The organism is Gimesia aquarii (assembly GCF_007748175.1).
Taxonomy (GTDB): domain Bacteria; phylum Planctomycetota; class Planctomycetia; order Planctomycetales; family Planctomycetaceae; genus Gimesia; species Gimesia aquarii_A.
In genome coordinates this window covers 3,869,744-3,887,347 of the sequence record NZ_CP037422.1, presented here as the reverse complement: position 1 = coordinate 3,887,347, position 17,604 = coordinate 3,869,744, and the positions used below count along the sequence as shown (strand labels likewise).

Annotated in this window: 12 protein-coding genes and 15 tRNA genes; 18 read left to right on the top strand and 9 right to left on the bottom strand. The window is 45.1% G+C overall.

Annotated elements, in window-relative coordinates; translation table 11 throughout:
* Positions 1–165: 165 nt before the first annotated feature.
* Both V202x_RS14905 and V202x_RS14900 read right to left on the bottom strand, forming a co-directional pair.
* Complete coding sequence (locus V202x_RS14905; RefSeq protein WP_145176346.1) at positions 166–1,530, bottom strand: right-handed parallel beta-helix repeat-containing protein; 1,365 nt, start codon at positions 1,528–1,530, stop codon at positions 166–168.
* A gap of 32 nt (positions 1,531–1,562) precedes the next feature.
* Positions 1,563–2,909 carry a hypothetical protein gene (locus tag V202x_RS14900; protein ID WP_145176344.1) on the bottom strand — a complete coding sequence of 449 codons (1,347 nt, stop codon included), beginning with the start codon at positions 2,907–2,909 and terminating at the stop codon, positions 1,563–1,565.
* A 248-nt stretch (positions 2,910–3,157) separates the two neighbouring features.
* On the opposite strand from V202x_RS14900, the gene V202x_RS14895 reads away from it, so the two are divergent.
* Genes V202x_RS14895 through V202x_RS14885 form a run of 3 tightly spaced genes read left to right on the top strand, consistent with a single transcriptional unit; the run spans position 3,158 to position 5,097 of the window.
* A complete protein-coding gene (locus V202x_RS14895) occupies positions 3,158–3,652 on the top strand; it encodes an RNA polymerase sigma factor (protein ID WP_145176342.1) in 495 nt (164 codons plus the stop codon).
* Positions 3,649–4,311, top strand: a complete 663-nt coding sequence (locus V202x_RS14890; protein ID WP_145176339.1) for a hypothetical protein — start codon at positions 3,649–3,651, stop codon at positions 4,309–4,311. Before V202x_RS14895 ends, V202x_RS14890 begins: the two co-directional genes overlap by 4 nt.
* Positions 4,312–4,350: 39 nt before the next feature.
* Entirely contained in the window at positions 4,351–5,097 is a 747-nt protein-coding gene (locus V202x_RS14885) for a creatininase family protein (protein WP_145176335.1), read from the top strand.
* Positions 5,098–5,146: 49 nt separating this feature from the next.
* Here V202x_RS14885 and V202x_RS14880 read toward each other — a convergent pair whose 3' ends face one another.
* The 6 genes from V202x_RS14880 to V202x_RS27530 all read right to left on the bottom strand — a co-directional run bounded on the left by V202x_RS14880 (position 5,147) and on the right by V202x_RS27530 (position 13,137).
* Positions 5,147–6,076, bottom strand: a complete 930-nt coding sequence (locus V202x_RS14880; RefSeq protein WP_145176332.1) for a DUF6268 family outer membrane beta-barrel protein — start codon at positions 6,074–6,076, stop codon at positions 5,147–5,149.
* Positions 6,077–6,202: 126 nt separating this feature from the next.
* Complete coding sequence (locus V202x_RS14875) at positions 6,203–9,397, bottom strand: efflux RND transporter permease subunit (RefSeq protein WP_145176329.1); 3,195 nt, start codon at positions 9,395–9,397, stop codon at positions 6,203–6,205.
* Positions 9,398–9,401: 4 nt separating this feature from the next.
* The gene (locus V202x_RS14870; RefSeq protein ID WP_145176327.1) at positions 9,402–10,826 is read right to left on the bottom strand and encodes an efflux RND transporter periplasmic adaptor subunit; all 1,425 of its coding nucleotides are present in this window, start codon (positions 10,824–10,826) and stop codon (positions 9,402–9,404) included.
* 296 nt (positions 10,827–11,122) lie between these two features.
* Entirely contained in the window at positions 11,123–11,632 is a 510-nt protein-coding gene (locus V202x_RS14865) for a DUF2141 domain-containing protein (RefSeq protein ID WP_145176324.1), read from the bottom strand.
* A gap of 147 nt (positions 11,633–11,779) precedes the next feature.
* Entirely contained in the window at positions 11,780–12,454 is a 675-nt protein-coding gene (locus V202x_RS14860; RefSeq protein WP_145176321.1) for a TetR/AcrR family transcriptional regulator, read from the bottom strand.
* Between the two features lie 539 nt (positions 12,455–12,993).
* The gene (locus V202x_RS27530) at positions 12,994–13,137 is read right to left on the bottom strand and encodes a hypothetical protein (RefSeq protein WP_197992881.1); all 144 of its coding nucleotides are present in this window, start codon (positions 13,135–13,137) and stop codon (positions 12,994–12,996) included.
* Here V202x_RS27530 and V202x_RS27525 point away from each other — a divergent pair.
* The 15 genes from V202x_RS27525 (at position 13,111) to V202x_RS27500 (ending at position 14,678) form a co-directional block, all read left to right on the top strand.
* A tRNA-Glu gene (locus tag V202x_RS27525) sits at positions 13,111–13,183 on the top strand. The two genes, V202x_RS27530 and V202x_RS27525, sit on opposite strands and share 27 nt — an antisense overlap.
* Positions 13,184–13,258: 75 nt before the next feature.
* Positions 13,259–13,330, top strand: a tRNA-Lys gene (locus V202x_RS14855).
* 35 nt (positions 13,331–13,365) lie between these two features.
* Positions 13,366–13,437 (top strand) — tRNA-Thr (locus V202x_RS14850).
* Between the two features lie 30 nt (positions 13,438–13,467).
* Positions 13,468–13,538, top strand: a tRNA-Gly gene (locus V202x_RS14845).
* An 8-nt stretch (positions 13,539–13,546) separates the two neighbouring features.
* A tRNA-Pro gene (locus V202x_RS14840) sits at positions 13,547–13,621 on the top strand.
* Between the two features lie 27 nt (positions 13,622–13,648).
* Positions 13,649–13,723: transfer RNA gene (locus tag V202x_RS14835), tRNA-Asn, on the top strand.
* 20 nt (positions 13,724–13,743) lie between these two features.
* Positions 13,744–13,814: transfer RNA gene (locus tag V202x_RS27520), tRNA-Trp, on the top strand.
* A 46-nt stretch (positions 13,815–13,860) separates the two neighbouring features.
* A tRNA-Leu gene (locus V202x_RS14830) sits at positions 13,861–13,934 on the top strand.
* A gap of 14 nt (positions 13,935–13,948) precedes the next feature.
* Positions 13,949–14,023 (top strand) — tRNA-Asp (locus V202x_RS14825).
* A gap of 9 nt (positions 14,024–14,032) precedes the next feature.
* Positions 14,033–14,110, top strand: a tRNA-Leu gene (locus V202x_RS14820).
* Between the two features lie 16 nt (positions 14,111–14,126).
* Positions 14,127–14,208 (top strand) — tRNA-Tyr (locus V202x_RS27515).
* An 11-nt stretch (positions 14,209–14,219) separates the two neighbouring features.
* A tRNA-Leu gene (locus V202x_RS14815) sits at positions 14,220–14,301 on the top strand.
* A 94-nt stretch (positions 14,302–14,395) separates the two neighbouring features.
* Positions 14,396–14,468, top strand: a tRNA-Ala gene (locus tag V202x_RS27510).
* 13 nt (positions 14,469–14,481) lie between these two features.
* Positions 14,482–14,567, top strand: a tRNA-Ser gene (locus V202x_RS27505).
* A 39-nt stretch (positions 14,568–14,606) separates the two neighbouring features.
* Positions 14,607–14,678 (top strand) — tRNA-Arg (locus tag V202x_RS27500).
* A gap of 76 nt (positions 14,679–14,754) precedes the next feature.
* On the opposite strand, the gene V202x_RS14810 is transcribed toward V202x_RS27500, so the two are convergent.
* Positions 14,755–17,091, bottom strand: coding sequence for a serine/threonine protein kinase (locus V202x_RS14810; protein WP_145176318.1), 2,337 nt, complete (start codon positions 17,089–17,091; stop codon positions 14,755–14,757).
* Positions 17,092–17,604: the final 513 nt, after the last annotated feature.

The window sequence follows — 17,604 nt, the reverse complement described above, 5'->3', positions numbered from 1 at the left end:
TGATTGAGATGGAGATATGGGTAATTTTACCCACTCCCAAAGAATAGGTTGCGTTCTGGCAACATGCGTGGAGGTAAAGAACTGGAATCAGGGCAGAAACGTCTTGCAAGCAAGGGGGGCAGGACTGAGAACCGCTACAACTTGCACAATTAGAAACTCTCGGAATCACTGACTTTGGGAGTTCGTTGTCGTCAGTTCAAACTTCCATGCGCCCAGATCGGTGCGATTTTTGCGCTGGTTTCCACCAAAATCTGAGCCAACTTCCTTGGTTTTGATACCGGTGTTACGTGCAGGTGAGTTGCTCTGGAGCTGGTAGTCTTTTGCATTTTTGGAACCACCTTTGATAAAGAGCGGATCGGCATAAACATCATTGGCACTTTTGACTGCTCGATGTGGAATTCCGCCATGCCAGAGATTATTTCGGAACTCTATTTGATCAGTCGGGCCTTGAATATCTGTAATCTGCGCTTCACCTGTTTGCTTGAAAATATTATTCACGAAACGGGAAACTTGATGGCCCTGGTCAGCATCAATATGGAGCAGGGGGCCCGTTGATCCGTATGCAGTATTATGAGCAAAGATGGTGTGACGCAGTCCTCCGCCACGCTGATAGCTTCCTGAATAAAAGGCGAAATAGTTGCCGATGAGGATATTGTTTGTAACTGTATTGTGTGACGACAAGTTTGTGTATTCTCTATAATTTTCATTAGCAATTTGGATGCCTGATGCCGGCTGATTGAAGCGATAAAACTTGTTGTCGTTGGTTGTATAAACCAGATTCCGGGTGACTTGAGTGTTGGTTGTATTGTCCAGATAGATGTTGACTGAATAATTGTCATGAACAACGTTGTCTTCGATTACACCATGGTCTGATAAATATAGTCCGATTCCCTCACCATAGCATTCAGAGACAGTATTATTTTTGAGCGTGACATTTTTTGAAAGACCTGCCCCGAGACCAAAATTCCAGCTGGAACTAGACAGCTTTTCATTAATCAGTACACAATTCTTGATCGTATTGTCTTTCATTAGAATATCTCGGACTGGATCACTCAGATTATTAAATCCGGCGTATGCTCCACTACGTCGGCAGTGATGAATGTTGTTTCCGATGATTTCGACAGCATGGATACGACTACCAGGTCCCCAAGCCCCGATTCCGATCCCGTTAGAATTACGTATTTCCAAACCTTGAATTCGAATATGATGTGTCAGTACGGCAATGAGATTTGCATCTGTCGGTGTATTGCTGCCATCAATGATGACTTTTTCATCTTTGAAAGAGCGCAGTGTGATGTATTTACCCTTTGAACCTGAATTGACAATGTTGATTGTCCGAGACTGTGAATAAACGCCTGCTCGTACAATCACACTATCACCGGGTTTCCGTGCAGCAGCTAAACCACGTGAAATGGTTCTAAAAGGTTGCCTCAAGCTACCCGGGTTTTGGTCACTACCTGTAGTTGCAACATAATAATCTGCCGCTGGTAACGTAGTGGTCATTGTCAATACAATGAGAATCGCTTTCATGTTGCACCTTACAGGTTCGTTCTCTTGGAAAATTAGTTTTTCGTTTTCATTAGCCACGCGAGTACTTCAGTCATGAAAATTTGACTGTCTTTTCCCCAGTAGGTTGTTTTGGCTGGATTTCTTGGAATTCCGCTGAGTCGTACTCCCTCCTTTGTTCCCATTAACATAGAGGACATGCCTTCTGCCAAAACGATGATCTTTCCACCTCCGTCAACCTGTTGGAAAGCGGCAAATGGTTGGGCGGGTTTCCCCGCTTTGTCGAGTTGAAATCCAAACGGAGTGCCCCCTTCGATCGCGCGTCCGCCGCTGAAAGGAAGTTCGCGGTCAGCCCGGTTAATCAGACCTGCTTTCGCAATCGCACCACAGTTATGCAGGTATTCCGTATCAGCGGTGAGTTTCATGTTGAACGGTTTGAGAATCTCATTGACTCCCGTTTTTTGTAATGGCATTCGTCGTTCTTCATCCATGACTAACAGAAAAGCACCACCACTTTGTATGAATTCAACGATTGCCGCTTTTTCTTCAGTTGAAAATGTTTGAGAGGGGCCACGGATATAAAGCAATTGAACGTTTTTAAGTGACTTGGAAGAAATCGGTTGATCGGAAATTTTAACTGCGAAATTATGATTCCGTGCCATCGTTTCCAGGCCGTTAGCCAGACCCTCTCCATGCGCGCGGTCGTAATACAAAACATTTCCAGTTGAAGTTGTACTCGTTGTTTTTGTCGAGGTTGATTTGGTGGGAGCCGTCATTCGCATCTTGGGGTCGAGTCGATTGACCAAAATGCTATGGAATGTTACCTCACTATTTGTGTACAGCCCGGCTTGATCTGTTTTAGGGATTTTCCAGGCTTCAAACATTGATAGTGATCTGGGATTACCGTTCCAATTCAGAGAGGGACGACCATCCAGTTGTGATGAAATTGATGCGGTATTTTTTTTGACATCAACTTCGATGAGCAAGCGATAAGGATGGTTATTTTTAAGTGTCCCGGGTTTGATGGTTGTCTGGTTATCGCGCGCTAATTTTCCATCAATCAAGCCAATTCCATGGGCCTCACCATTGAATGCCGACAAGTTGAACAGGCATTGTCCAGGACCGACGGGAAGGATGACACCGATAGAGTTATCACCTGCAGTTCGTGTGAATTCGGCAGTGATTGAGTAACTGCCTGCTAACTTTCCGGGTAAGATGAGCCGCGATCCCTTGCCTGTAGCAATAAGATCGTTCTCTTTTTTTGTCCAGGTTCCCGATACGCTTGCTGCTTTTACATCTAATGATGGCAAAATATTGCGATTGTTTGTCTGCGCAAATAAGGCAGCGTCAGGCAGATTAAAAAAGCTGATTAATGCAATGAGTATTGTGTACCGAGTCGACATGGATGTTCTCCCAAAGAATATGGTATCTTTAGTCACTGTATATAATAAAACGCTGAAGCATGCTGCTTGATTGCAAAAATCCTAAAAAAATTCAATCCTTGAAAAAATTCTCAATGACAAAAGGCTTTGTCGTTTGTAACCTGAGATACAGGCCGGCTCCATGTCAATCGGCTGATCTCATTGTTAAAATTACACGAAATAAAGTGTTGATTGTAAGTGTATGGCTTTGCTAAGTAAGGGAATCAGGGTTGAACCGATCTGAGAATCAACGCATTGATGATCGACAGTTGATTAATTCGGCGTATCGTTACGCCATGTCACTCAGTCACGATCAGCACGATGCGGAAGACCTGATACAGCAAGCATGTTTGAAAGTGCTTCGTAGCCAGGGGACTCTGGTTAGTAAGAGCTATCTCTTCACGGCGGTTCGAAATTTGTTTTATGATGGTTTGCGTAAACAGCGTTCGATTTCGGAGGAGCGAGTCACAGAGGATTCTATCGCGGATAAAAATGCTTCTCATACCCGTGCTGTGGACCAAAAACTTGATCTTGAAGAGATTCTGGGTTGTCTTCGTTCTGAAGAACGCGAAGTATTATTTCTGCAGTGTGTTGAAGGCTACACGGCTCAGGAAATTGGTACGTTGACAAATCAACCACGTGGTACTGTGTTGAGCCTGCTATCCCGTGCTAAGCAGCGGCTCAACAAACGATTCGATCCAAATCAAATGATGAGGACAAAATGAGCAAGTCGTCATTCGAATCAGAAATTCGGAATTTCTATACGGACCTCAATCTAGAGGAAGATCGTGTGGATCATATTCTTGATGCTGGGCAGTTTGCTGCATCGGCTAGACGGTGGAAAAAAATTGCGATCACAGCGTCGGTCGGTCTGGCAGCGATGACTTTGCTCGCCATCAGTTTGTTTTTAAAAAGTCCGTTGCAAGATCAACCTGTTGCTAACTCAGTGAGTCCACCCGAGCGAACCTCAAGCCCCAAACAAAGCACAGTAGCTCAAGCGACCAAGATGAATAACGGAGTGAAGAATCAGGAAATGGACAGTGAAAGTGTGGCTTCTTCTGTAGAGTATCGTCTCGTCGCGTTCCGTAGCCACAGTAACGCGTGCCCACACTGTCGTGCTACGGGCGAAGTTTATCATGAGCTTGAAGAATCTCTTGAAGATACTCCATTGAAGTTTATCGAGTTTGACTTGAGTGACCCGAGATTGCGCCAAAAAACAGATCAACGTATTAATGAACTTCAACTCACTCCGTTGATCGATGGCCGTTCCGAAACCGCATTCATTGCGCTGACAGGAGTTGACGGAAAACCCATTCAAGAATTTAAGCCATCGATGGGAACCAAACAAATTGCGAAACAGGTTCGCAAGTTGATTGAGCGTTAATGCAGACAGGTTACATTCAGATTCTGAAATTTAAATATCATGCAAATATTAACAGATCAAAATACAGCGTTCGAGTTGGATGAACTCAAACCTAATCTGGCATTTCTACCCATCGGAGCGACCGAACAGCATTCACGGCACTTGCCACTAGCTACTGATACGATTTTGGCAGACGTACTCTCAACTGAAATCCTGGCAAACATTAATTGGCCTGGGCATGTCTTTCTTTTGCCTACTCTGCCGATCTCTTCCTCTGAAGAGAATACAGGATTCAAAGGGACGATTAGTTTTACTCCACTCACGATGCGATCCATCATCCGGGACATTTGGAATTCTCTGGAAGCAGAGGGAATTCAGCATTTAATCGTGTGCCCCTGGCATGGTGGTAACTTTATTCTGAAGCCGATCATTCGGGAATTAAATTGTGAGAAAAAACAGTGTCACCTCTTCTATATCAATCCCTGGGAATTAGTGCCGCAAGAGATTTATGACACATTCGCACGTGGCTTCGAGGTTCACTGCGGCGATGTAGAAACATCGCTCATGCTTGCTTTGCAAGCAGAACATGTGAGAGATGAGCGGATTGATAATCCGACTCCTCACTTCAAAGCTCCTTTGCAGGATATGTGGTCGATGCATACGCTCTCAGAGGGAGAAGGGCATACGGGGCATCCAACTCAGGCAACAGCTGAGAAGGGTGAGCTGTTTAAGAATGCGGTTATCAAATCATCGGCCGCCTATCTGCAAGAGTTGCTGGAATTGTCAAACATCTATAAACAATATTGAGTTTATGGTATTGTTAGGCACATCATTTTCATGATTAGTCTGAAATTGGTCAATAATTCCATCCCCCACGTAGTAAAAGACTATTGCCGAATGATTGTTCTTCTGCGGTTTCTCTGTATTCGAGTTTCCGGCTGAACCCGGTACCTAATTCGGCGAAAAGACGACCTGCCAACTCGGTAGAATGCTCAATTCCCATCACTGCCTGAAACTCTGTGTAAGAAAATTCATCAGTCGTTCCATTTGTGCGGAGTACATCCCAGGTACCGCCACCCAGCCCTCCAGAGAAGTAGATCCAGGTGGACGATTCACCAATGTTGTGAATCCGGTAGGCGATTTTGGGCTTTGGTAGAATTACCGAAATATTCCAATCCTCGTTAGGATTCCATTGTAGACCAGCCATTGGTAAAACAGGAATATCGTCGCGGCCTGTATAAGCGGCACCTGCCGTTAGTTTCAATTTATTCGGAATCCACTGCCAGCTCAACATACCCATCGCAAACACTCTCACATTATCACCCAAAGAATCTGCATCACCAGTGATTGACGGATTCGCTCCAAATGAAAGCATCGTCCGCTCGTTAATCCGCTCCATCCACATCATATTTAAGCCAATGTTGTAAACTTCTGACGGTGTATCGAATAGAGCGTCGACATCAAATGATGTCGTTGAGAACGACGGTTGGAGCATCATCATGCGTTTCGGAGGGTTAATGGGTATGATCCCCCGCCCATTGACCCGAATTTGTCCTGCAGAAAGGTCGCTCCCAGTGGAATAGCCTCCACTCACTCCGATTCCAAAGGGAGATCCGGGGTTACCTCCCATTCCCATTTGATTTTTCATTTTTACTGAAGGAGCTTCTTCAGTGGCTGCAACTTCAGGAGCGGATCTTGGAAGTCCTGAGCAGCCTGCAACTATTCCGAGATAGAACAAGAGCACGCTCCTGACATAACCGAGGTGAAGTTGGAATGTCTTGATCATCAGAAAATCCTTTTCGAGTAGCGTAGTGTACTACCTAGTAATTGTTCGAAGGCTCACATCGGAGGTATAGCAAGTATGGGATTATGAGGCTTTGATGGCTTTCAAGAGAATTTGTGTTGGATACAGTTAGTTTTGTTGGTATACGGGGCTTGAATGTGTGTCGATGACTCCAGTCAATGTTGCATATGAGGAATTAAAAACGGGTATTAAGTAGAGCACAAGAAATGTAGCGAAAATCAGACCAAAAGAGAGGCTGGTAGCCATCGGTATCAAGAGCTGTGCCTGGATAGAAGATTCGCTTAAGATCGGAAGTAAACCGAGAACGGTTGTGAGAGATGTTAGTATCACTGGTCGAAAGCGACGTTTTCCCGCTTCGATAATAGCCTGTTCAATAGGGATTCCCTGATCCCGAACCCGTGTGTTGATAAAATCGACCAGTACTATGGAGTCATTGATGACGATTCCTGTAAGAGCAACCATTCCAAAAACACTAAACATTGTAAGTGGAAGCCCCATGATAAAATGTCCGGCGATGGCACCAATCGTACCAAAAGGAATGATGGCCAGAATCAATAACGGCTGAAAGTAGGAGTTGAACTGAAACGAAAGTAGAACAAACATTGCCAGGAGCGCGACTCCAAATCCTGCACCGAGCGAATTGAATGATTCATTTGTCTGTTCAGCCTGACCTTCCCAAAGGACTTGTACCTCTGGGTATTTTCTAAGAAGTTCTGGGAGAAATTTTTGTTTTAGTTCTTTTGTGATTTGATTTGAGTTCGCCAGAGTTTCGTTAACATCGGCAGAGACCGTGATCGCGCGGAGTTGATTCCGACGGTTGATAGTCGAGTAGCCTCGTTCAACAGTAACTTCTGCTACTTCGGACAGGGGACGCTCCTTTCCATCTCCCGTTCGCAGACGGATTTCATCAAAGTGGCTTAGGTCACATCGTTCATCGCGGGGATAGCGAACCATAAGACGAACCTCGTGTCGCCCTCGCTGCAAACGCATCACTTCTTCGCCGTGGTATGTAGCTCGCAAGGTTTCCGCAATATCGGCGGGTTGCACACCCAAAGCTATAGCGTCATCTTTGACACGCGTTCGAAACTCAAATTTGCCGACATTGGTGTCATCTCTGATGTCAACGACACCTGGATAAGAAGCGAGTTTGGATTTGATATCCTCTGCAACGGTCTCCAGATCCGATGCACTATCTTTGTTCGCGAGAAGTTTGAGTTCGATCGCAACACCTGCTGGCCCTCCGACTGCTGAGCCAAACTGAACCCGTTCCGCCCCATTAATCTGTCCGACCTCTTTTCGCCACAGATTCACAATCTGATCACTGGTAATAGAACGCTCTACAACGTCGACAAGCTCAATCTCAACTCCGCCGATGTGACTCCCGCGGTTTCCAGAGCCTGTTTGTCGAAACCCGCCCATTTTCATTTCCTGCCCAACAACACGATGAACTACAGTAGCCATATTCACTTGATCGAGATTTACACTGACCCTCTGGAAGGCTTGTTCCAAGTTGCTTGTCCAGTGATTTGTGATTCTTTCCGGTGTACCATCTGGGAAGACAACATTGGCTACGATGATATTGGAGTCCAGTTTTGGCAAGACAATAAACGGCACATACCCCGATCGGACGAATCCCAGAGCGATCATCAGCATCGCGATGGCACCTGAAATAACGACAGAACGGTGGTGTAATGCCAGATGCAATGTTGGAGCATAGATCGATTCAACAAATATTTTCAGGCTCTTTGATGCGAGACTACGTAGCCGGTTGAAAGGAATCAAGATCCAGCGAACAGCGTAAAATATCACTCCCAAAATTCGAAATACCAGGTTATCTTTGTGAGAAAGATGACTTGGTAGAATAGTTCCACTTTCTAAAAGTGAAGCAATTAGCATCGCAATTACGCCTACGGGCATCACAGCTATAAATTTCCCCATCATACCTGTCACGTACAACAATGGCATGAAAGCAATGATTGTTGTTACCACCGAGGTGATGACGGGAGGCATCACTTCGAGAGTCCCATCAATGGCAGCATGTTCTAGAGACTTTCCCATTTCTCGATGAGCAAATACATTCTCACCTACTACAATAGCATCATCCACAACAATTCCGAGTGCCATTACGAATGCAAACATTGAGATCATATTCAGTGTCTGATCAGTAAACAGCAAATATGTTCCGGCTGCGAGGACTGAAAATGGAATTCCCATCGCAACCCAAAAAGCAAGCCGCATGTTAAGAAATAATGCCAGAGCAAGAAATACAAGGCAAAGACCCTGAACTCCATTTTTTAGTAGTAGATTCAGTCGGCCACGTACTTCTATAGATCGATCGCTCCAGCTGGACAATGAATATCCGGCGGGTAATTTTTTTGTCGCAATGTATTCATAAACACTGGCTACCATTTCGAGGATATCTTCGTCAGACGTTCTTTGAACTGCTAGACCCAGACTAGGTTGGCCATTAATACGACTGACAAAGGCAGTATCTTCAAAACCATCTTCTACATTACCGAGATCACCAACTGTAAGTACCGTTCCGTCATACTTCGTAATGAGTGGTAGGGCAGAGATGCCTTCCCCATCGGTTCGACGATTCTCTCCGCGTACCAGTAATTCCTGTGAGTTACTTCGAATTGAACCTGCTGGCATCTGATGGTTCTCACGGCGGATGATGTTGGCAGCATCTTTCAGTGACAGATTGTAAGCGCGCAGCGCCTGTTCTGGAAATTCGACATCGATCTGGTAAGCTGGTGCACCGATAATTTCGACTTCCGAGACTCCCGGCAACATTAAGAGTTCGCTACGAACCTCTTCTGCCATCTCTCGTAATTGCCAGTTCGTTGCATCACCGAGCGTGTTAGGACCAATAACACCAACTTTGATGCTGGTTTCTCGCATCGTCATTTGGCGAATTTCGGGTTCTTCCGCAAATTCAGGAAAACTGGTGATTTGATCGACTTCAGATCGTATTTCATTAATAACTCTGTCTGGGCTATCGACACTTGATTTTAGTTCGATAGAAATTGTTGCCATTCCCTCGGCAGCAATAGAGCTGATCTTTTTGATGCCATTGACTCCCCGTACTACTTCTTCAACTTTTTGGCATACACCTTCTTCTACCTCTTCGGGTGTGGCTCCCGGATAAGGGACTCTTACTTGGACTATATCCATATTGAATGTGGGAAATGCTTCGCGCTGAATGCTGATTAGGCTGAAACTACCTACCAATAAAACGGTAATCATGATGAGATTCATAGCGGGCGCATTTTCAATGGCTTTTCTGATGAGTCCTCTCATAATACTATTTGATCACCTTCACCCGCATACCTTCTCGTGCGTCAACCACGGGGGAGATTACAACCAAATCACCGACTTGCAGAGAAGATTTTCCCGCATTGATAACGGCAGTTTCGCTATTCAGGGACAAAACATCAATTTCATTCTGAAGTATTTGTCCATCAGAAACAGACCAAATTGAGTCTCCCGGTTGAATGGCGCTGGCCGGGACTTGAAGCAATTCACGGTTTATTTTGGCCTGTATTTCTACGTTAACAAACATTCCATCCATAAGTTCCGGTTGAGCTGACGTAAGAGTTGAGCGCATTGGTCTCAGCACACGTATTCGGAGCGGCACAGTCCGCGTGCTTTCATCAACGCCAGATGAAGCATAGCGATGCAGAATTCCCTGCCATTTGTAGTCGATTTCGTTTGAGTTGAAACGAATGATTGCAGGCAATTCGGGCAGTTCGTACTGTTTAAAATTGGCCTGAATTTCAGATCCCGCGGATTCCCAAATCCATTGCATTTTTGTGATTGGCAGACTCAGATCTACTTCGAATGTATTAGTATCTTGAATTGTAATAACCTCAGCACCCTTTTGAATAAAGCTTCCTTGTTCGACATTAACCTGGGTAATCAAGCCGCTGATAGGAGCAATGATTTTAGTGCGTTCAAGATTTAACCTGGCCTGTGAAAGCTGTGTTTGTATTCGTTTTAGAAAGCTTTCGCGTCCCTCAATCTTTGCATGTGAGATTCGAATCTGGCCTTCTAGTTTCTGTAGATTATTGCGGGCGCTCAATTCATTAAGACGCGTTGTATCGAGATCAGCCTGTGAGAATGCCCCACGAGTGGCGATCTTTTCGTATCGTTTTAATTCACGATTTCGAATTGCTAGTTCTTGTTTAGCAATCTCGATCTGATCAGTTGTGTTGACACGATCTGTTTTCGTTTCGTCTAGATTGGCTTGTGCCTCAGTAAGTTCCGATTGCAAGCGTTTCACTTCGAATTCAAAATCACGGGGGTCAATTTGTACTAGGACATCACCTTTTTTGATATAACATCCGATTCGAGAATTGGGTGACTTGAATGTAATCCGTCCCTGTACTTCCGCACCAACTTTGACTTCACGGAGTGGAACCACTTCACCATCAGAGACAATCGAAATATATTTTTCAAACGGTTTGACTGTAGCTACATCTATTCGTGGAATGAATGGCTCAGGTGATTTTTTTTGAGGATGAGTTGTCGATCGTGAGAGTAATCCATATCCAGCTATGCCTCCACCTAACAAGAGAATCGATAGTATCCCGCGGTAAAGTTGCTTGTAGACTGGTTTTCCAGCACTTAATTGTTGGCTATGTGGTGGATGGTTTCTTCCCTGACGAGTTTGAAGACTCGGAAGACTTGTAGTTTGACGTCCTGTTTTTTCGTTTGCGATAGCAGACATGGTGCAAGAACCATTTTGCAGATAGGTGGATGAGTTTTGTGGCGCAATCTATGCAACACAATCATAGGGTATAATTAAAACGATTGTATTAATTTTATGAAACAGTTGTTTCATTGTCAATGTTGTTTTTGAGAAGTGGAATGCAGTTGAACTGATCTTGAAGGTGAGTATGGCTTTGGGGAAATGGATAAGAATGGGATCCAGCTTGAAAACAGGCCGGATCCCATTTGACTGAAATGTTTGGGGCTGTTGTGTGTGTGTGAGTTAGGTTTGGTTGGTCCTTGTGTTGGTTGGCTCTATGAACCAAGCTTGAAAACTTTGAGGTTCAGTTGGTTTTCTCTTGGTTCGATCCGGAACTTAGTGGTTTTCCAACTTGGCTTCTTCTTTGGTGGAAAGGTAGGCTTGCTCGACATTGCTGATCCAGACATTCCAATAGGCTCTGTAGGAAAGCCGATGAAGTTTGTGTCCATCCGATTGTTGCCATTCTGGTCGCAGAAAGTCATGATAGAGTATTCACCGGGGGGGAGTCCTTTAATAATTGCAGAGGCTGACCCTGTTTTGGCAGAAGCTTCGTAGATGCTGTGGTAATGTTTCCATTGTTTCCGGTTCTTCTGAATCATCTTAGACTTCAAGGCAAGTGTCATTTTCTGTTCATTATCGAACAGGATAATAGTCGCAGTCTTTGAGTTCATGGGAATTCCAGAGACAGTTACTTTGAGTGATCCTTTGGGTGCTTGTTGTGCTTGCAGTTGCTCTGCTAGGCAGATTGTGGTGACAATCGTTACTAGAGTAAGTTTTAAACACATGAAAATCTCCTTATTGTTGTGGGAGTGGAGCAGGAAATGGTAGGCGCTTTTAATCCCCGTATTCTATGTTTTGAATAGAAAAAAGCTGTTTCCAGGGTGGAAATGTGAGATGGGATAGGGTGGTATTGGCCGCCGGTGAGCCTCGGGCTACTGCTCGTTGGTTTTGGGTTGGACATGGAAAGAGTGAGCGGCGGCGACAGTCACTCTTGTGATATGGTCTGCGAGGCGTTTTGCCGTTATTCGGTCGGATTCTGATTTTGTGATCACAATGTCCATGACCATGGTGTTGAAGCGATAGCTGGTAATTTGCCCCATTACTGAAAATGCTAAGAGGTGACGATCGAATTCTGGAGTATCTTCCGGTAGCAATTTTGCAAGGATTGTGTTGAGCAGCTTCCAGATTGGAATTACGAACATTTTGATTCCAGCCTTCATGGCTCCAGTGGGCTGCTGCATCTCTCGGAATAATATCTGCATGGCGCGTGGATCGCCTGATTGGCGGCGCTTTGCCAAAATGACTTTGACCATTGAGTGGATGAATGTGTGTAACTGCTTTTCTGCTTTTGCATCTACTGGTATGTTCGGTAGTGAAGGGGGGCCTACTCGCTCTTTGCATACCTCTAAGACAGCAATGTACAATTCCCACTTGTCTCCAAAGTGGTATTTGATCGAATTTAAATTGGCTTGTGCTCGATGGCATATATCACGAACCGTTGCACCGTCATATCCCTTGGCGGCGAATTCTTCTAGGCCAGCTTGGAGTAGTCTCTCACGTGTGGAGACTTCACTCGGGCTCAGTGGTTCTTCAGTTGGCTTATCCATGGCATTTGCTATATTTCGTGAAACGCCTGTATCAATTTAATGAAACAATCGTTTACAGTCAAGGCTGATTTTCGTGGAGTAATTTAAACAAAAAGTATTACTGCTTCGTTACTGCCGTAAAAGCATTTATCATACCCATTTAGAGTAACTCAGGCAACTTTGTCAGAAGCACGTTTGCCAAATTTATGAGACCGTCGATCATGTACTTGATCGTACAAGGATTCCTGTTTAGGAATCTACAGAAAAGAATTCAGATGAGATAGCTCTGAACGAAGCTTGATGTGATCATCTAACTTTGACATGAAGTATTAGAATCTTGAAAAAATAGCGAACCGAATTGTGATCTTCGTCTCTAAGTATTCAGTCAAATAATAAAGCACAGGAATTCAATCAACGGAATTTACTCATGTTTACAACTTTGTGGTCAATCGATTTGTATGGCTATCTGAATCATGATCTCTCTGCCAGTTATCCGACAGAGAAATTACTCGCAATGCCTTTGCGCCTGTGATGCCTGGTCGATTTACACAGAATCTATTTCACCCGGTGTCATAAGGCAGCGGGTTTTTTCGTATCCCAATCTTAATATTATCATTGGTATCAGAGCAAAAATGAATCAACTGCTTTGTATTGCGCTCAAGTTGCGCGATTAATATGGCCCGTTCGACTTCGGGTGAGGTCATCGGTTTCTCAAGCCGAGCAGGTAGGGTTCGACTCCCACACGGGCTATTTTCAAGCTTTATAAAGGAACATGAAAGATGTGTCAGACTCAGCGTTTGAAACAGAAACGCCCAACCCGTAGAGGAGGTTGTGGTGTAACGGTAGCATCCCTGGCTTTTAACCAGGCGGGTGGGGGTTCAAATCCCTTCAACCTCATTTGCTGATTGAATCAATCGCTTAACTTAATATAAGCACCGGTCGTCTAGTGGCTAAGATTCCGCTCTTGTAAAGCGGCGACGTGGGTTCGAATCTCACCTGGTGCTCTTGTTCATTGACAATCAGAAACTTATTTAGCGCTTATGATGTAATGGTAGCCTACTGCCTTGCCATGGCGGAAGTGCGGATTCGATTCCCGCTGGGTGCTCTTCATTTCAGGGTGTGGGGAAGTCTGGCCATCCCGCGTGTTTTGGAAGCACGAGATCACTGGTTCAAATCCAGTCATCCTGACTCCACCATTGGCGGTTTGATTGTTGATGCGGTGGTGCTCGTGTTGGTACGGGCAGGCGGCTGTTAACCGTCCTGACGCAGGTTCGATTCCTGCCACTGCAGCTTTTTTAAATTGATTATATACGCTTCTGATGTAACGGCAGCATGACTGATTCCAAACCAGTTGGTCAGGGTTCAAATCCTTGGAAGCGTGCTTGATTTGGAACTAATACTATCTAGATCCAGAAAAAGAAAAACAGGGCTCGGTAGGCAACTGGCAGACCACTTTGGTTTAGAACCAGAGATGCTGTGGGTTCGAATCCCACCCGAGCTATTGGAAAACAATTCGTCCTCATGGAGCAGTCCGGAATGCTCGTCTGCCTGTCACGCAGAAGGTCACGGGTTCAAATCCCGTTGAGGACGCTTAAGTCTGGCACGGTACGCAAACAGGCAAAGCGACGAAGCTTAAAACTTCGTGATTGTTTGCGGGTTCGACTCCCGCCCGTGCTACTTTTGGACAAAATATGCGTTGGCTGGGCAATGGCGAGCCCAAGTGGCTGTAACCCACTCGCCTTCGGGCTGTGGCGGTTCAACTCCGTCCCGACGCACTTTGATGGAAGGCAAAGTGGCGAAATTGGTAGACGCGCGACTTTCAGAAAGTCGTTCCTTCGGGATTGCGAGTTCGAATCTCGCCTTGGCTACTTTTTTATTGACGCAGAGGGGCAGGTGCCCAACCGGCTCTCATAAGGCTGGACTGCCCGGATCGATACCGGGCTCTGCTATTTATTTTTTTAAGGGCTGGCATGTACCAAGGGGGGGACTGACTTTTGCAAAGTCGGTGTGATGGGTTCGATTCCCATCCGGTCCATTTTGTTTAACTAGGAAGGTAGCCGGATACGGTTTGCCGGGCCGGTTTGCTAAATCGTGCGGCCTTCGGGTCATGTGGGTTCAAATCCCATGCCTTCCGCTCTGATGAAATATATCAAGTGAGAATTTTGACCAACAGAGCCCGTGGGTGTGACGGATTGCATCTCAGCTTACGAAGCTGGTGGACCGGGTTCAATTCCTGGACGGGCTAATTTATCTTGTTGGTGACAGGAAAAGTCGACAAATGCATGCTAACAATTTCCTTGCAAGTTCGAACCTGTTTTCCATCAATCATCTGAGGGAATTTTTTCTACAATGCCCAGGCAGCAGGAAGCATCAGTCGGATCCAATTGGACACGATATGCTATGAAGGTGGAGCCATTACTCAAGTAGCGTTTTCTTGAGTCTTTGGAAAAGAATCCGGTAGTTTGGGGGATGAGTTCCGAAATGGCCATCTCGTGTGAAATGACCTCAACACCATTTGCTGAATTGGAAGTGACCAAAATTTTACCTTCATTATCTGTGATGTAGATTTCACCCAGGCGATTATCTAAACCATTTAAAATGTTCTGGATTTGACCGATAATATTGGCTTCGATTGCAACTAACCCAAAGAAATTTCCTGATTGTTCATCGAAAACGGGAATTGCTGCTAGAATTTTTCGATGTTTGCTCTTCCGGTGATTAACTGAAAGCTGCTCATCAAGCGACAGTTTGACATCTCCCGGGGCAAGTTCCATCACAGATTTGAACAGTGGTGACAATTCCAGCGTTGCCAAACGACTTTTGGGTACACGGCGAATATAACTCTGGTCTGACGCGTGGCGTTCGACACGTACAATTTCTTGTGGTTTGTCGGTATCAATGGCAATATAAGCTACTGTCAAATAGTTCGTATTAGCGCGCAGTAATCCTTCAAAAATCGTTTCCAGACGACCATGCCAAACCTCTTCCCCTTCCGATTCTTTCATGCCGACACGTGCCTCGATGATCCCTTGAATCGGTGGTAATGTTGACATGAATCGTACATCCACGCTGAGCTCTTTTGCAGCGGAAACGAGTTGAACTTCCACCTCGCGTTCATCAGATCGCATCTCTTCGAACTGAGCTTGTTGTGCAGCAAGATGGTTCTGTCGTGCAGAAATCGTCAATGTCGTACCCGCTACAATCAACATTATCATACCGACTGCGATTAGTTGAGAGAGTCGCTGGTGATGTTGAATCCAGCGTCCGATGCGTTGCGAGAAACGCTCCTTATAGGCTGAGACAGTTTCTCCTGCCATCCAGCGTTGGACGTCCTCAGCCAACGCTGTTGTGGATGTATAACGTGCATAGCTTCGTTTGGCCATCGCCTTGGCACAAATGGCTTCGAGTATGGGATCTGCGTCTTCGTTTGCAGTGCTCGCATGCGGCGTTGGCCCACTTGCGATTTCTGTGATCAATTCACGTGTTGTTGCACTACCTGATGATTCGCGGGTCTTTTCATGTGGAGCATGTCCGGTGATGATAGCAAATAAGATCGCACCCAGCCCAAAAATATCGGTCGACTCATTGACTTCATCTAACCGTCCTGCTGCCTGTTCAGGGGCCATATAAAGTGGTGATCCTAGCACTTGCCCGGCGAGAGTGCGTTGCCCGTCGATGACTTCCATGAACTCATCTTCGCTAAAACTGTCGTTGAGCATCGCATCATCTAGTACTTTGGCTAGTCCCCAGTCAATCACAATCACCTGGCCGAAATTGTCAATGGCTACGTTTTCCGGTTTCAGGTCACGGTGGATTACCTTACGGGAGTGGGCATGTCCAATCGCCTGGCAGATCGTAACAAATGCTGCCAGTAAATTCCGAAGCAACATAGGGTTATCATCACCAGCTTCACGGCGTTCATGATATTCGATGATTGCATCTTCTAAAGTCTGCTTACCAAGAAACCGCATTACATAGAAGATTTGGCCGCTCGTAGCATCTTCACCAAGTTGGTAGATAGGAACAATCGCAGGATGTTCCAATCGGCCTGTAATCTCAGCTTCGCGACGAAATCGATCAAGTGCAGCTTTGCTAGTTGTTTTTCTGGTTCTGATTTCTTTGAGTGCGACATATCGTTGCAATTCTTTATCGCGGGCTAGCCAAACCGTTCCCAGTCCACCTTGCCCAATTTTGTGAATAAGTTGATAGCGTGATAAGTGTTCGCGCAGCTCATCATTTTGAACAGAAGAGACAGCGGCACTAATTCCCAATAGCTTTGCGATACGACCTGATTCATCCAAGCGTTCCAATGCTGCTTTTGTAAAGGTGCTGGCGTTAATAGTATTTTCGTTGTTTTCAATTGCTTCGTCCCAGAGTTCCTTCAGCCGGCATTCAGAACGTTGCTCAAGCTCAATTTGTGTTTTCTGTGTGATTAATCCTTTTTTTAGTAAGTGATCTGAAAGAAGAGTACTACCATGTAGCGTCCAGTTTGCCAGTGCAGAGGCCAACTGTCGTTCATTGATGACCGCTGCACTCATAACTTCAACGGCGAAAGCAATGTCGCGGTCTTCTTTCGAATAGTCAGCTCTCTCGACGATTTGTGTTGCGGCGAACTCATCGTGTTTAGATTTTTTTGATTCAGAGGAATTTTTCGACACAGTATTATCTCCACAACACCAACTTTGAAATACTTGATTTTAGAAGTGCATCGCTCACGAATCATTTCCACTTTAATTTAACCAAATTAAGCCTTATAACCATAACGCTTGATACTCATATCAAAGTGGCTTGCACACAGGAATAGCGTAGAATCAATGTCGCTTAGACGATTTACGTTATGTAAGAAACTTTCGAAACTAGTATTGTTCTAAAGTTCCTATTTTCCTTGCTAATGAGTTATAGAATTTTAGTAGAGAGATGCGTAGTCGTAGTCTGTTAAATAAGAATACTCCCGATTTCAGATCATGTCCAGAAATGGTAGAGTGTGACAGTATTCTGAGAAGGAGTAGTTCGCAACTTCAGAAATAAAATATACTTATGAAGAGGCCAACTTTCGTTACCGATGTGCTCAACACACACGAAGTGAGGTCAGAGTTTCAGATCCACAACGTAATGCGAACTAACAACTTATGTGCCTGTGTTTAATTTCCTAATGGTCTTCTTGTGTTAAA

What these genes read in the sequence shown, in the direction of transcription:
- V202x_RS14865 (WP_145176324.1), bottom strand. Translation starts at nt 11,632, where the DNA reads ATGTGTTTAAAACTTACTCTAGTAACGATTGTCACCACAATCTGCCTA.
- V202x_RS14905 (WP_145176346.1), bottom strand. Translation starts at nt 1,530, where the DNA reads ATGAAAGCGATTCTCATTGTATTGACAATGACCACTACGTTACCAGCG.
- V202x_RS14900 (WP_145176344.1), bottom strand. Translation starts at nt 2,909, where the DNA reads ATGTCGACTCGGTACACAATACTCATTGCATTAATCAGCTTTTTTAAT.
- V202x_RS14885 (WP_145176335.1), top strand. Translation starts at nt 4,351, where the DNA reads ATGCAAATATTAACAGATCAAAATACAGCGTTCGAGTTGGATGAACTC.
- V202x_RS14890 (WP_145176339.1), top strand. Translation starts at nt 3,649, where the DNA reads ATGAGCAAGTCGTCATTCGAATCAGAAATTCGGAATTTCTATACGGAC.
- V202x_RS14875 (WP_145176329.1), bottom strand. Translation starts at nt 9,397, where the DNA reads ATGAGAGGACTCATCAGAAAAGCCATTGAAAATGCGCCCGCTATGAAT.
- V202x_RS14880 (WP_145176332.1), bottom strand. Translation starts at nt 6,076, where the DNA reads ATGATCAAGACATTCCAACTTCACCTCGGTTATGTCAGGAGCGTGCTC.
- V202x_RS27530 (WP_197992881.1), bottom strand. Translation starts at nt 13,137, where the DNA reads ATGACCTCACCCGAAGTCGAACGGGCCATATTAATCGCGCAACTTGAG.
- V202x_RS14870 (WP_145176327.1), bottom strand. Translation starts at nt 10,826, where the DNA reads ATGTCTGCTATCGCAAACGAAAAAACAGGACGTCAAACTACAAGTCTT.
- V202x_RS14860 (WP_145176321.1), bottom strand. Translation starts at nt 12,454, where the DNA reads ATGGATAAGCCAACTGAAGAACCACTGAGCCCGAGTGAAGTCTCCACA.